This window comes from Polaromonas sp. YR568 (genome assembly GCF_943369415.1).
Taxonomy (GTDB): Bacteria; Pseudomonadota; Gammaproteobacteria; order Burkholderiales; family Burkholderiaceae_C; genus Polaromonas.
Map to the genome: position 1 here is coordinate 72,598 of NZ_CALRNF020000016.1, position 14,012 is coordinate 86,609.

The 14,012-nt window shown below is 65.6% G+C and carries 15 protein-coding genes; 3 read left to right on the forward strand and 12 right to left on the reverse strand.

The window, feature by feature from the left end:
* Positions 1-56: 56 nt before the first annotated feature.
* The 3 genes from hprK to hpf form a co-directional block, all read right to left on the reverse strand.
* A complete protein-coding gene (hprK, locus tag ACLV74_RS12030; protein WP_411879630.1) occupies positions 57-1,007 on the reverse strand; it encodes an HPr(Ser) kinase/phosphatase in 951 nt (316 codons plus the stop codon).
* A 33-nt stretch (positions 1,008-1,040) separates the two neighbouring features.
* Positions 1,041-1,514: a PTS sugar transporter subunit IIA gene (locus ACLV74_RS12035; protein WP_411879631.1), complete on the reverse strand. Its 474-nt coding sequence runs from the start codon at positions 1,512-1,514 to the stop codon at positions 1,041-1,043.
* Between the two features lie 217 nt (positions 1,515-1,731).
* A complete protein-coding gene (hpf, locus tag ACLV74_RS12040; protein WP_411879632.1) occupies positions 1,732-2,061 on the reverse strand; it encodes a ribosome hibernation-promoting factor, HPF/YfiA family in 330 nt (109 codons plus the stop codon).
* 450 nt (positions 2,062-2,511) lie between these two features.
* Between hpf and ACLV74_RS12045 the strand changes: the two genes are divergently transcribed.
* On the forward strand, positions 2,512-3,729 hold the full coding sequence (locus tag ACLV74_RS12045) for a patatin-like phospholipase family protein (protein WP_411879633.1): 1,218 nt from the start codon (positions 2,512-2,514) through the stop codon (positions 3,727-3,729).
* Positions 3,730-3,974: 245 nt separating this feature from the next.
* Positions 3,975-4,961, forward strand: a complete 987-nt coding sequence (gene corA / locus ACLV74_RS12050; RefSeq protein WP_411879634.1) for a magnesium/cobalt transporter CorA — start codon at positions 3,975-3,977, stop codon at positions 4,959-4,961.
* Here the strand turns inward: corA and ACLV74_RS12055 are convergent.
* The 6 genes from ACLV74_RS12055 to ACLV74_RS12080 form a co-directional block, all read right to left on the reverse strand.
* Entirely contained in the window at positions 4,936-5,580 is a 645-nt protein-coding gene (locus tag ACLV74_RS12055) for a DUF2238 domain-containing protein (protein ID WP_411879635.1), read from the reverse strand. The two genes, corA and ACLV74_RS12055, sit on opposite strands and share 26 nt — an antisense overlap.
* Complete coding sequence (locus ACLV74_RS12060; RefSeq protein WP_411879636.1) at positions 5,577-6,050, reverse strand: OsmC family protein; 474 nt, start codon at positions 6,048-6,050, stop codon at positions 5,577-5,579. The genes ACLV74_RS12055 and ACLV74_RS12060 overlap by 4 nt, the downstream gene beginning before the upstream one ends.
* A 25-nt stretch (positions 6,051-6,075) precedes the next feature.
* Positions 6,076-7,008: an alpha/beta fold hydrolase gene (locus ACLV74_RS12065; RefSeq protein ID WP_411879637.1), complete on the reverse strand. Its 933-nt coding sequence runs from the start codon at positions 7,006-7,008 to the stop codon at positions 6,076-6,078.
* A 19-nt stretch (positions 7,009-7,027) separates the two neighbouring features.
* Positions 7,028-7,519 (reverse strand): nuclear transport factor 2 family protein, encoded by a 492-nt coding sequence (locus tag ACLV74_RS12070; protein WP_411879638.1) that lies wholly within the window; start codon positions 7,517-7,519, stop codon positions 7,028-7,030.
* Between the two features lie 81 nt (positions 7,520-7,600).
* Positions 7,601-8,089: a CinA family protein gene (locus ACLV74_RS12075; protein ID WP_411879639.1), complete on the reverse strand. Its 489-nt coding sequence runs from the start codon at positions 8,087-8,089 to the stop codon at positions 7,601-7,603.
* Complete coding sequence (locus ACLV74_RS12080; RefSeq protein WP_411879640.1) at positions 8,086-8,604, reverse strand: phosphatidylglycerophosphatase A; 519 nt, start codon at positions 8,602-8,604, stop codon at positions 8,086-8,088. The genes ACLV74_RS12075 and ACLV74_RS12080 overlap by 4 nt, the downstream gene beginning before the upstream one ends.
* A gap of 106 nt (positions 8,605-8,710) precedes the next feature.
* On the opposite strand from ACLV74_RS12080, the gene ACLV74_RS12085 reads away from it, so the two are divergent.
* Complete coding sequence (locus ACLV74_RS12085) at positions 8,711-10,123, forward strand: esterase-like activity of phytase family protein (RefSeq protein WP_411879641.1); 1,413 nt, start codon at positions 8,711-8,713, stop codon at positions 10,121-10,123.
* Between the two features lie 13 nt (positions 10,124-10,136).
* On the opposite strand, the gene thiL is transcribed toward ACLV74_RS12085, so the two are convergent.
* Genes thiL through ACLV74_RS12100 form a run of 3 tightly spaced genes read right to left on the reverse strand, consistent with a single transcriptional unit; the run spans position 10,137 to position 13,567 of the window.
* Positions 10,137-11,123: a thiamine-phosphate kinase gene (gene thiL / locus ACLV74_RS12090; protein ID WP_411879642.1), complete on the reverse strand. Its 987-nt coding sequence runs from the start codon at positions 11,121-11,123 to the stop codon at positions 10,137-10,139.
* A 46-nt stretch (positions 11,124-11,169) separates the two neighbouring features.
* The gene (locus ACLV74_RS12095) at positions 11,170-12,309 is read right to left on the reverse strand and encodes a YbdK family carboxylate-amine ligase (RefSeq protein ID WP_411879643.1); all 1,140 of its coding nucleotides are present in this window, start codon (positions 12,307-12,309) and stop codon (positions 11,170-11,172) included.
* On the reverse strand, positions 12,299-13,567 hold the full coding sequence (locus ACLV74_RS12100) for a cation:proton antiporter (RefSeq protein ID WP_411879644.1): 1,269 nt from the start codon (positions 13,565-13,567) through the stop codon (positions 12,299-12,301). Before ACLV74_RS12100 ends, ACLV74_RS12095 begins: the two co-directional genes overlap by 11 nt.
* Between the last annotated feature and the right edge of the window lie 445 nt (positions 13,568-14,012).

Sequence of the window (14,012 nt, forward strand, 5' to 3'; positions counted from 1 at the left end):
AGGCGCAGCGGCCCCCTCGGGGGGCAGCGCATTACACGCAGTGAAAAGCGTGGGGGTCAATCATCTTGTTCCATGGCGCGGCGGTGCCGTTCGACGAATTCCTGGTAAGTATTGATCCCGCGCAGCTGCAGGATGGCGTTGCGCACCGCGGCTTCCACCAGCACGGCGATGTTGCGGCCGGCTTCCACCTGGATGATGACCTTGCGCACCGGAATGCCGAGCACGTCCTGCGTCAGCGGCTCATACGGAATGCGTTCGTAATCGCGTTCCAGCGTTTCGCGCCGCACCAGGTGCACGATCATTTTCAGGCGCATCTTGCGGCGCACCGCCGTCTCGCCAAAAATCGCCTTGATGTCGAGCAGGCCGATGCCGCGCACCTCGAGCAGGTTTTGCAGCAGTTCAGGGCAGCGCCCCTCGATGGTGGTCTGGTTGATGCGGTACAGGTCCACCGCGTCGTCGGCCACCAGGCCGTGGCCGCGTGAAATCAGCTCCAGGCCCAGTTCGCTTTTACCCAGGCCCGATTCGCCGGTGATCATCACGCCCATGCCCAGGATGTCCATGAACACGCCGTGCATCGAGGTTCGGTCGGCAAAGTGCTTGGACAAATAGGCCCGCAGCACGTCGATCACGAAGGCGGCCGACTCCGGCGTGGCGAACATCGGCAGCTGCGCGCGCTCGCACATCGACAGCAGCGTGTCGGGCGCCACCTGGCCGTCGGCCACGATGAGCACCGGCGGCTCCAGCGTGATGATGCGGGAGATGCGGCGGGCGCAGTCCTCGGGGCTGGCGTTGGTCAGGTAGGCGACCTCGCGCTCGCCCAGGATCTGCACGCGGTAGGGATGGATGTAGTTGAGGTAGCCGACCAGGTCGGCGCCGGAGCGCGCGGCCCGCACGGCCACTTCATCGAAGCGCCGCTCGGAGGCGCCCAGGCCGGCCACCCATTCCCATTTCAGGGAGGCGCGGTGGTCTTCAAATAAAACGTCGGCGCTGACAACGGTGGGCTTCATGCCGGCCTGTAGTTCGGGGGAGGTCCGGGGGACCTAGGAACTGACTTCGTGGACGGAGTGCCAGGAAGCGATCAGGTGGTGCAGGCCGGCGGCATCGGTACTCGTCTTGAGCTGCTCGCGCAAGGCGCTATCACTGAGCAGTTCGGCGATTTCCGAGAGGATTTCGAGGTGTTTCTGCGTGGCGGCTTCGGGCACCAACAGGAAAATCAGCAGGGCCACGGCCTGCTCGTCCGGGGCGTCAAAGCCGATGGGCGTCTGCAGCAGGAAGACTGCCGCCATCGGGGCTTTCAGGCCCTTGATGCGGCCGTGCGGAATCGCCACCCCGTGGCCCAGGCCGGTCGATCCCAGGCGTTCACGGGCGAACAGGCTGTCGGTAATCAGCGCGCGGTTCAATCCGTGCTGGTTCTCGAACAGCAGGCCGGCTTCTTCAAAAGCACGTTTTTTGCTGGTCGCTTCGACGCTGACCAGCACTTGGGAGGGGGGCAATATTTGCGAAAGACGGTTCATAACAATCTTTTAGTCGCCGAATTATGCACTTTGCAGCGGGTTTGCTGGAAAAAGAGGCATAAAAAAGCCGCTTGAGGCCTCAAGCGGCTTTTTTTACGCAACCCGCGCAAGCCCGGTACAGGGCGACGGGATGGAGTTTTCCGACCTGTCGCGCCGTGAAAAATGCCCGCCCCTGGCAGGGCGGCGCATTGGATCATGCAAAAAACGGGAGGGCCCTTCAGGCCTGGCGCTTGGCGGCAATGTGGTGGTGATCCTGGGTTCTGGTTTTGTAACGTCCGACCTGGCGGTCGAGCTTGTCGGTCAACTCGTCAACGGCGGCGTAGAGATCAGCGTGGGAACTCTCGGCAAACAGGTCGCGGCCCTTGACGTGCACATTGCACTCGGCCCGCTGGCGTCTTTCCTTTTCCTTCATGTTGTCCACTGTCAACAGGACTTTTACGTCCACTACCTGGTCGAAATGCCGGGTAATCCGATCCAGCTTGCTGGTCACGTAGCCGCGCAGCGCGGGGGTAACTTCAAGATGGTGACCGCTGATCGTCAAGTTCATAAAGAGACTCCTTTTCCAAAGTTGGAACTGGGTTTGAAAACACCACCCGCCCCCTGAGGGGAAGGCGGCAGACGGGGACAACGCTCTTGGATTCACTATGCGCCCGACGGCCATCATTTGCAACCGGGCATCCCCATAAATAATGCAACCTTGTGAAAAACACCTTGACCCCGATTCTCATTGGGCAGAGGGCGGGAAACGCGTGCCGGGAAGGATGCGGCAAGCCCTTGATTTCGCTGGTGTTTTTGGGGCCTCGCGTGGTGTGGGTACAAAGCCCCCGGCTTGCAGGAAATCCGCGCCGGCGGCATCATGCCTGCTGACGACGACCGCGACCAAGCCCAAAGCAAGGACGGGACAGGCATGTTCCGGGCGGCAAGAAGACCATAACAAGCAGCCTCTCCAAGACCATGCACCGCCCGTTTCCATCACGTTCGCCGCAGCGCCGGTCCCATGTCGCTTGAGACCATTATTTCCTCCGCACTGACGCGGCCCGACGAGGACCGCAATGCCCTGGTGCTGATGGGCGGCGGCGCGCGCACCGCCTACCAGGCCGGCGTGCTGCATGCGCTGTCGACCATGCTGAGCCTGCAGGCCGGCGCGGCCGGCGAGCGCTTTCCCTTCAGCATCCTGGTGGGCACCTCGGCCGGCGCGCTCAATGCGGCTTTCCTGGCCAGCCGCGCCGGCGAAGGCATGCAGGCCTTTTCCCAGCTCGCGAATTTCTGGACCACGCTGCGCTCCTCGCAGGTCTACAAGCTCAAGGTGCCGGCGTGGATACGCTCGAGCCGCATCGCGGCGGCGCTGTTTTTATCGCAGCAGGTGCGGGCCCAGCAGGCGCTGCTGGACAACACGCCGCTGGTGGACACGCTGCACCGGGTCATCTCGCTGGGCCGCATTGAACAGGCCCTGCAGGACCGCACCTTGCGCGCCCTCGCGGTCACCGCCTCCAGCTACACCAGCGGCGTGCACTGGACGTTTTGCCAGATGGCGGCGGGCCGGACTTCCGACCTGTGGAGCCGGCCCGGCCGCCGCGCCGAGTTCCAGCCCATCACCATCGAGCACCTGATGGCCTCCAGCGCCATCCCTTTCCTGTTTCCGTCCACGCCGCTGTGGGTGGACGGCCATGCCGAGTTCTTCGGCGACGGCTCCATGCGCCAGAGCTCGCCGCTGTCGCCCGCGATGCACCTGGGCGCCGGCAAGGTGCTGGTCATCGGCGTCGGGCAACCCGAGCGCGCCGGGTTTGTCGGCGGCGGCAACGGCGCCAACGTCAGCGGCCGGCCCACGCTGGGCGCGATTGCCGGCCACGCCATGGCCAGCGTTTTCCAGGACACCTTGCAGGCCGACGTGGAGCAGGCGCAGCGCGTCAGCAAGACCGTGCGCCAGATGCCGCGCGAAATCGCCGCGCTCATGCCCTACCGGCCCGTGGACATCCTGGCCATCGCGCCCTCGCAATCGCTGGACGCGCTGGCGCAGGCCCATGCGGGCGAGCTTCCCGCGGGCACCTACAACGCCCTGGCGGGCCTGGGCGCGCTGGGCGCCAAGGGCAGTCCCGGCGGCGCCGCGCTGGCCAGCTACCTGCTGTTCGAGCCGGGCTTTGTGAAGGCGCTGATGGCGCTCGGCGAGCATGACGCCTACGCGCGCAAAGACGAACTCATCGCCTTCTTTATGTAGTTCGCGCGGTAGCTTGACCGGGCCTGAAATGCCATAATCGCCGCTGATTCATTACGGAGAAATCCTTGGAAAGCAGCCCTAGTCGCTAGCTTTCAACACCGCAGACTGACGCCCAGCCGCGCAAAGGCCGACGTTCAAAAAGGGGGTTGAAAGCGATGCACCATCCCACCGCCCCTTTACCGCGCTTTCGCGCAAGGCCCGAGCGTACGCCTTGTGCAGGCCCCTGAACCGATAGGCAGCCAGTCATGCTCAATATTTTCACGCTCGCCAACGGCCGGCTTTTCCAGGAAGAGATCGAATCCCTGGAAGAACTCTCCAGGTTCCAGCCCATCTGGGTCGACCTGGAGTCCCCCACCCTCGAAGAAAAACGCTGGATCAAGCAGTACTACGGCCTGTCCATTCCCGAAGACGCGATGGACGAGGACATCGAGGAGTCCGCGCGCTTTTACGAGGAAGACAACGGTGAGTTGCACATACGCTCCGACTTCCTGATTGCCGACGACGCCGAGCCGCGCACGGTGCGCGTCGCCTTCATCCTCAATCTCGTCAACGACGACCTCAAGAGCAAGGGCGTGCTGTTTTCCATCCATGACGAGGACGTGCCGGTGTTCCGCCTGCTGCGCATGCGCGCGCGCCGCGCGCCCGGCCTGATTGAAGACGCCAAGGAAGTGCTGCTCAAGCTGTTCGACGCCGACGCCGAATACTCGGCCGACACGCTCGAAGGCATTTACGTCGAGCTCGAAAAAGTCAGCGCCCAGGTGCTGTCGGGCGACGTGACCGACGCGCTGGCCGGCGAGGTGCTGGGCGCCATCGCGCGCCACGAAGACTTGAACGGCCGCATACGCCGCAACATGATGGACACGCGCCGCGCCGTCAGCTTCATGATGCGCAGCAAGATGCTCAACGCCGAGCAGTTCGAGGAAGCGCGGCAGATCCTGCGCGACATCGACTCGCTCGATTCGCACACCGCTTTCCTGTTCGACAAGATCAACTTTTTGATGGACGCCACGGTCGGTTTCATCAACATCAACCAGAACAAGATCATCAAGATCTTCTCGGTGGCCAGCGTCGCGCTGCTGCCGCCCACGCTGATCGCCAGCGTTTACGGCATGAACTTCAAGCTCATGCCCGAACTCGACTGGTCGCTCGGCTACCCGTACGCGATCGTGCTGATGGTGGCCAGCGCCGTGGTGCCCATGTGGTATTTCAGGAAGCGCGGCTGGCTGAAGTAAGCCATGCGCCGGCAAGCGGCCGCATTTGCCGGTCTTGCCAGCGGGCCAGCAAGGCCATCGCCAGCGTTGCGCCTATCAGCGCCATGAACATGTCGGACTGCGTGTCCCACGGGTCTCCCTGCGTGCCCAGGAACTGGTCGGCCCCCTGGCCCAGCGCCAGCGCGGCCCACCATTCCAGCAGTTCATAGACGGCGCTGATCGCCATGGCGACGCACACCGACAGGAAAGCGGCCATGCGCCGGCTGGTGAGGTAAGCGCGCTGCAGCAGCAGTTCGCGCGCGACCATCGCGGGCACCAGGCCCTGCATGAGGTGGCCGATCCGGTCGTAAGGGTTGCGGCCCAGGTGAAGCGCCTCCTGCATCCAGAAGCCCAGCGGCACGCGCGCGTAGGTATAGGCGCCGCCCAGGATGAGCACCAGCATGTGCAGCGCGATCAGCACGTAAAGCAGCGTGGTCAGCGGGTAGCGCCGCCCGGTCGCCAGCAACACCGGGGCGGCGATCACGGCCGGCGCGACTTCCAGCACCCAGGTGCCGCGGTCGTAGGGCGCCAGGCCAGACCATACCAGCGCACCCAGCACGACCAGGCCGAGAGCGATCAGCAGCGGGCGCCGCTGCGTCATGCGCCGCCGTACACTGGTTCGCAACGCACGTCGGTCTTGACCGAGTTGGCGATGAAGCAGGCCTCGTGCGCATCGTGGTGCAGCTTGTCCAGTTCCTCGCGGCTGGGCTGGCGCTCGCCGGAAAACCTCACCTCGGGGTGCAGCGTGACGACGGTCATCGCGACCTTGCCTTCGGCGTTCTTTTCCATCACGCCGGTCGCCGCGTCGAAGTAGCGGTCCACACGGAACTTGCGCTTGACGGCCATGGTCAGGAACCACAGCATGTGGCAGCTCGACAGCGAGGAGACAAAGGCCTCCTCCGGATCCAGCGCCGAGGCATCGGACATCGGCAGCGGCACGACCGAAGGCGAGGACGAGCCCGGCACTTCCAGGCCGCCGTCAAAACGCAGCAGGTGCAGCCGGCTGTAGCGGTTGTCGAGGAAGTCGGCGCCCTTGCGTTCCCACAAGGTTTCCGCGCTGTAGTGCGACATGGGGTGGCTCCGATCGAAGAAAAACTCAGGAGAAGAAGTCCCGCAGCGCCCGCGCGGTAGCTTCGGGCTGCTCTTCAGGAATGAAATGCCCGGCCGGCATGGCTTGGCCGGTGACTTCGCCGCCGCATTGTGCCTGCCAGAGCACCATCGGGTCGAACAGGCGGTGCACCACACCGCGCTCACCCCACAGCACCAGCAGGTCGCAGGCCAGCTTCTGGCCCTGCGCGCGTCCGTCGCGGTCGTGCTCCAGGTCTATGCCGGCACTGGCGCGGTAGTCCTCGCAGGCGGCGTGCAGCGCCTCGGCATTGCAAAAGCTGCGCTCGTACTCGGCCAGCGCGCGCGGCTCGATGTAGTTGAGCCCCGCGCTGCCCCAGCCGCCCAGCTTGGCGTGCAAATAGGCCTTGGCGGTTTCGGGGTGGTTGGCGCCCATCATGATTTCGGGCAGCGGCGCAGGCTGCAGCATGTGGAACCAGTGGTAATAGGCGCGGGCAAAAACCATGTAGGGCTCGGTCATGCTGCGGCCCTCGTACATGTCCAGCGTGGGCGCGATGTCGATGACGCAGAGCTTGAGCACGCGTGCGGCATGGTCCAGCGCCAGCCGGTGCGCCACGCGCCCGCCGCGGTCGTGGCCGCACAGAAAGAAACGGTTGATGCCCAGCGTGTCCATCACGCCGGCCATGTCGTGCGCCATGTTGCGCTTGCTGTAGTTGCTGTGGTCGGGCAGGCCGGCGGTCTTGGAAGAGTCGCCGTAGCCGCGCAGGTCGGGCATCACGAGAAAGTAGTCCCGGGCCAGGCGCTGCGCCACACGGTGCCACATCACATGCGATTGCGGGAAGCCGTGCAGCAGCAACAGCGCCGGGCGTTGCGGCTCGCCCAGGATGGTTTTCGAGACGCGCGCGTTGATGGAGGCGCCGTTGACCTCGAAACTGCGCGATTCAAAGCCGTCAAACCAGGGCATGTGCGACTCCCGCTGAAGTTCAGTTCTTGCGTTGGGAAAGGTATTTTTGCAGATTCGCCGCCGCCTGGGCCCTGACCTTGGCGCGCAGAAAAGGCGTCCAGCCCAGCAGCAGGCCGGGCGCGCCCAGCGCCTGGCGCGACCAGGACCAGAAATTGAAGCGGTCGCGGTGGCGGCTGATGAGGCCTTGCTCGTTGAATTCGAACACGCCGTCGATCACGTTGTGCACCATGCGCCCGGTGGTGCTGAAGCGGTAGTCGGCTTCCCAGTGCGATTTGCCGGTGCGCGCATCGGCTTCAATGCCGCTTGACGTGAGCTTCCAGACGTCGGCGCCCTTGGCCTTGGTGAGGTCGCACAGCATGTGCCACATGCCGGTGACCTCACGATGGCCGCGCAGCGAAAAAACCTCGTCGTCGAACTGGGCGTCGGGCGCGTAGCAGGCGGCCATGGCGCCGGAGTCGAGGCGGGCGAAGGCCGCGTAGAAATTTTCAAGGGTGGCCTGGTTGGGATGCATGCTGTCTCCTGTCGTGGTCTCGTGTGTGATCGGGTCCGCGAACTCTATAGCGCCTGGCGCATCGCAGGCGTCGCTCACGCGTCAGCCGGCCTCATTCAGCAACTCCAGCAATCGTTGCAGCGCGTGCCGCACCGTCGCGCCACGCACCGCGGCCCGGTCGCCGTCAAAGCGCCGGACTTCCGACACCAGCCGTCCCGGCAGCGCAAAACCAAACCATACCGTACCCACGGGCTTGGCGGCGCTACCGCCCGTCGGGCCGGCCACCCCCGTGACCGCCACGGACACCTGGGCGTGCGAGCGGCTGATGGCGCCCGAGGCCATGGCGCGCGCCACTTCCTCGCTGACGGCGCCGTGCCTGGCGATCAGCGCGGCGTCCACACCCAGCAATTCCGTCTTGGCCTCGTTGGAGTAGGTGACAAAGCCGCGTTCAAACCAGTTGCTGGAGCCGGCCAGGTCGGTGCAGGCGGCGGAGATCATGCCGCCGGTGCAGCTTTCGGCCGTTGCCAGCATCCGGCCCTGGGCCTGGAGCAGGGCCGCGAGCTGTGCGGCCAGTTCGGGTATGCCGTTCACCAGAACCTCCAGACGGCGATCACCAGCAGCGCGCAGAAGGCCGCCACAAAATCGTCAAACAGGATGCCGAAGCCGCCGCGCCAGTTAAAGCCCTTGAAGGCCTGGTCGGCCCAGGCCACGGGACCCGGTTTGACCGCGTCAAAAAAGCGAAATAGCGCGAATGCGGCCAGCTGCGACCAGAAGTCGGCGGGCATCACCAGCCACAGCACCAGCCAGAAGGCCACCACCTCGTCCCAGACGATGCTGCCCGGGTCCAGCACCTTCATGGCCTTGGCCGTCACCGTGCAGGCCCACCAGCCGACCAGGGTGGAGGCTGCGATCAGCCACCCCATGTCGGCCGGCGTGAGCCACTGCTGCAACACCAGGAAGGCCAGCCAGGCCCACAGCGTGCCGGCCGTGCCGGGCGCGACCGGGCTGAGGCCGGACCCAAAGCCCAGGGCGATGAAATGCGCGGGATGCGCCAGCAGAAATTTCGCGGTGGGCCGGAAAGGCGTCGGCGTGGTGGTGTCGGTCATGGTGTGAGGGTGGGGCAGCGAATGCCCGGGGCATGGTTGATTTTGTCACACCGGTTTCACACGGCCCCTGCACAGTCCAGCGATCCACAGACACGAGGGATTCGGGATGAGCAAGCAGAAAAAGATTTTGGCCAGGATGAACGCACTGACCCTGGCGGCCGCCTGCGCGCTGTGCCTGGCAGCCGGCAGCGGCCGCGCCCAAACCTCGCCGGCCGCGCCGGCGGTGGAAGCCACGCTGGCGGGCCATGCGGCCTTGAGCGCCTACGCCTCGGTGGTCGCGCCGCGCGATGCGGGCGCCTTTTTCGCCACGGCGGGCAAATTCGCCAATGCCAGGCGCCAGCGCAATGAAACACTCGGCAGTGAAAGCGCCAACACCTTTGTGGGCGACCCGCAATACCCGCGCGCCTCCGGCGGCACGCTGCCCATGAAGGGCCAGTCGGTGCAGGGTTTTTCGGGCATCGTGTCCCTGGGCAAGGGCGAATTCCTGGCGCTGACCGACAACGGCTTCGGCAACAAGGTCAATTCGCAGGACGCACTGCTGATGGTGCACCGGCTGTCGGCCGACTGGGGCAAGGGCCAGGTCGTGCGCCGCAGCACCACCTTCCTGAGCGACCCGAACAAGCGCATACCTTTCCACATCCAGAACGAAAACACCTCCCGCCGCTACCTCACGGGCATCGACTTCGACCCCGAATCCCTGCAGGTGGTCGGCAATGAATGGTGGATAGGCGACGAATACGGCCCTTACCTGTTGCGCACCGACTTCCAGGGCCGCGTGCTCGGCGTAATCGAAACGGTCATCAACGGCAAGCTGCTGGCTTCGCCCGACCACTACATGCAGGGCCGCCTGCCCAACCTGCCCGGCGAAGCCTTGTTCGAGGTGCGCCGCTCCAACGGCTTCGAGGCCATGGCGAAGTCGCCCGACGGCAGCAGGCTTTATCCGATGTTTGAAGGACCGCTGTTCGACACCGCCACCAAAAGCGTGGAGAAGGCAGGCGACAAGACCTATGTGCGCATCAACGAGGTGGACGCCGCCTCTCGCCGCTACACCGGCAAGCAGTGGAAGTACCTGCTGGAAGAGGTGGGCAACGTCGCCGCCGACTTCCAGCTGCTGGATGCCACGACGGGCCTGGTGATTGAGCGCGACGACAGCACCGAAGGGCAGGCGCCCGTGTGCCCCAATGAAGCGCGCACTGACTGCTTCACGCGGCCCGCGCGTTTCAAGCGTGTCTACAAGATTGACCTGGCGGCGGCAGATGCGGACGGCTTTGTGCGCAAGGTGGCCTACATCGACCTGACCCGCATCGCCAACCCGAACCGCCTGGCAAAGCTGGGGCCCAACGAAGCGGTGTTTTCGCTGCCGCACCTCGGCCCCGAAGGGCTGGCGGTTGTCGATGGCACGCACATCGTGCTGGTCAACGACAACAATTTCCCGTATTCATCAGGCCGCGAGATCGGCAAGCCTGACGCCAATGAGCTGACCTTGCTCGATATCCGCGCGCTGGTGGAGGCGAAGTAAGGCGCCTGCGGTTTTACTGAAAATGGTCGAAGGATGAAAAGCGCCGCGTGAGCGATTTTCCTTCTGCGTCGACCAGCCGCAAGCCAGGTTCCGTTTCCACACAGCCTATGCGGGTCACAGGCGTTCCAGCTGACTGCGCGGCGGCCTGCACGGCTTCACGGGCCGAAGCCGGCGCCGTGAAAGCGAGTTCGTAGTCGTCGCCGCCGGCCAGCACGCATTCGAGTTGTTTGTCGTCGCCAATTCCGGTTGAGGCCCAATCGGCATGGGTGCGGGAAGCCAGCAAGGGCGTGATGGTCGCGGTGTTGATCGTCGCGCCCGCGCCGCTCGCGCGCAGGATGTGCTGCAAGTCGCCGACCAGGCCGTCGCTGACGTCGATGGCGGCCGAAGCCACGCCGCGCAGCGCCTGGCCCAGCGCGACGCGCGGCGAGGGCTGCTCCAGCCGCCGGCGCGCCTGCGCCAGCAAATCCGCCGGCAGTGCCGGCGTGCTGCGCAGCGCGTCCAGCGCCAGCCGGGCATCGCCCAGCGTGCCGCTCACATAGACGTCGTCGCCGGTTTTGGCTCCTGAACGCAGCAGCGCCTGGCTCTTGCCGTTCAGCACGGGCACTTCGCCGAACACCGTGATGCAGATGTTGAGTGGCCCTTGCGTGGTGTCGCCGCCCACGAGTTCACAGCCGTGGGCATCGGCCAGCGCGAACAGGCCTTTCGAAAAAGCCGCGAGCCAGGTTTCATCGACCCGAGGCAGTGCCAGGGCCAGCGTGAACGCCAGGGGTTTTGCGCCGCAGGCGGCCAGGTCGCTCAGGTTGACGGCCAGCGCCTTGTGGCCCAGCGTGAAAGGGTCCACGCCGGCAAAGAAGTGCCGGCCTTCGACCAGCATGTCGCTGGAGATGGCCAGTTGCGTGCCCGGCGCCGGCTGCAGCAGCGCGCAATCGTCGCCCACGCCCAGCACGGCGCGCGCGGCGGGGCGCGTGAAGTAGCGTGCGATCAGGTCAAATTCACCCATGGCGCAGAGCATACAGGCTGCGCTGCGGCCGCACCGATCAGACGGCTCAGGGGTACTGCTGGTGCGTGACACCGCCGCGGAAGCGGTCGGCCGCCTGGCGTATGACTTCAGCCAGCAGGCGCTCTTCGCCCTGCTTTTCGCGCAGCCAGCGCGCGTCGTTGTCGCCGCGTTCCACGCTGCTCCGCAGCAGGTGCAGCGAGGCGCCCGCGCCCATGCCGGTGGCGTGGCGCTCGATCTGCGCCATGGTCAGCAGGATGTGTTCGCGCAGCGGCATGTGGCCGCCGGTGGCCGGGTCCACGTAGACCGCGTCCAGGCCGAAGCGGCAGGCCTGGAAACGGTTGTAGGTATAGACCAGGTAATCGTCTTCGGTGGGCATGAAGGGCTGCTCGTGCATGAACCACGAAGCCAGCGACTGCACGAAGCCGGCCAGCGCGGTGGCGCGTTCGACCGTGAGCGGCGTGTCGAACACGCGGATTTCGATGGTGCCGAACTCGGGCTTGGGCCTGATGTCCCAGTAAAAATCCTTCATGCTCTTGACCACGCCGGTGCGCGTCATCTTGTCGAAGTACACGGTGAAGTCGGCCCAGGTCAGCGCGAAAGGCGCGCGGCCCGACAGCGGGAAGGCGAACACCGAATTGAGCCGCGCCGAGTCGAAGGCCGTGTCCTGGCCCTGCACATAGGGAGAGGAGGCCGACAGTGCGATGAAATGCGGAATGTAGCGCGACATGCGGTGCAGCGTGAGCAGCGCGCTGTCCGCGTCGGGGCAGCCCACGTGCACGTGCTGGCCGAAAATCGTGAACTGTTTGGAGAGATAACCGTAGAGCTCGGACAGCTCGCGAAAGCGCGGCTTGTCGTAGATGCGGCGCTCATGCCACTGCTGGAATGGGTGGGTGCCGCCGCCCACCACCGCGATGTTGAGCTTGTCGGCGCTTTTGACCAGCGCGTCGCGTATCTGCGAAAGCTGGCCCAGCACTTCCGACGCGTTGTGGCACACGCCGGTCGAGATCTCGATCATGCTCGACGTCATCTCGGGCACCACCGCTCCGGGCAGCGGGATTTTCGACATCAGGCGCAGCATGTCCTCGGCATAAGGCGCCAGGTCGTAGTCGTGTGTGTTCACGAGCTGCAGTTCAAGCTCCACGCCCAGCGACAGCGCGGCGGATTTCTGGAAGGGTTCAAGGCTCATGGACGGGTCCGGATGCGGGGCCGCGCGTGAGCGGCGCCCAGGGTTTGGAACTTTCACCGGCGCGGTAAATGGCCAGCGTGGCCAGCACCGCGCCCAGCACTTCCATCAGCAGGATGGCGGGCAGGGCCACACTGGCAATCTGGCGGCCCAGGGAGCCCGAGGCCGCCACGTATTGCGAGACCAGCAGCAGCGCGACCGAGGACATGGGCGACATCGCGCAGCCCACCCACAGGGCCTGCTTCCAGCTGGCGCCGCTGCCGACGTTGCCGATGGCCACACCGGCGATCTTGGCGATCATGCGCGCCACCACCAGCGCGATGACCAGGCCGGCCACGGGGCCGCTCCAGTCGGCCTGCGCCGCCACCACCGACACCAGCACGAACATCAGCATGGTCAGCATGGACGAGGCCGTGCCCATCTGCCGCGGCCAGGACCAGGGGCGCGGGTTGAGCTGCTTGAGCAGCATGCCGCCCAGCAAGGCCGCCAGCGGCGCCGAGCCGCCGAAATGGGCCGCCAGCGCGGCGCCCGCGGCGATCAGGGCCAGCAGCAGGATGGCGGTGTTTTCACTGGTGGGACTCATCACGCGCAGCGCCGTGCGCAGCGTGAGGGCCAGAACCGCGCCCACCACCACCGACAGGCCCAGCACCACCAGCACCGGGTAGAGCGTGCTGAGCACGCCGGCCGCGCCCGATTCGGGGCGGTGCATCATGCCGGCGCGCGCGCTGCACAGCGTGAGGGCGTAGAGCGTGCCCAGCGTGGACAGCACCAGTGCGCGCTCGGTGACGGGACCGGCGGCGCGCGTGTCTATGGCCACGCGCGACAGCACGGCCGGCGATGCGGCCATGGCCAGCAGGGCCAGCGGCTCGGCCACGGCCTCGCGCACGCTCATCGCGCTCAAGGCCCAGTAGACGAGGATGAATGTCAGCGCCGATTCGGCCAGGCTTTGCACCAGCACCATGGGGTTGTGGCGGAACCATCGCAGCGGAATGCGCCCGCCTGCTTCGAACAGCACGACGGCCACGCCCAGTTCCAGCAGGAACAGCCCGGTGCCCTGCAAGGGCCAGACCGCGCCGGTGAAACCGGCCAGGCCCGCGAAGCCGCCCACCAGCGAGTAGCCGACCACCTTGGGCAGCCCTGTGTAGCGATTCAGGAGATGGCCCGAAGCGGCGGCCAGCGCGAGCAGGATGGACCACTGCACCGTCGGCAAGCCCGCCGAAGGCTTGATCCATTCGGCCCAGATGGCCAGGATTTCATTCATGGGAATTTGTCTCCACTCTGATTGGACTTTGCAGACAGCCCTTGAAGGCGGCATGTTGCGCGTTTGGTCGGCCAGCTTGACAGCGTTTTACGGCGTGCGGCCCGGTGGGTTTGCGTGAAACGAAACTTGTTGCATTAATTTACCGGCCGCTCGCGCAGAGGCCTGTAGGACAACACCGGAAATAACGCCCTCGCGCTTGTCACCGCATGTAATGCGCAGGGCTTTGCAAGCCATGGCACATTGTTTGAAGAGTTCAGTGAGTACAAACCAGCGGGGGCCGAGGGTCCGGCTTCGCCGGCCCAAGGCGCCGCCCCCTCGAGGGGGGAGCAGGCTATACGCAGTGAGCCCGGACAGGGGTGGATGCATTTCACCAGCGGGGGCCGAGGGTCCGGCTTCGCCGGCCCCAGGCGCCGTCCCCTTGAGGGGAGAACAGGCTACGCGCAGT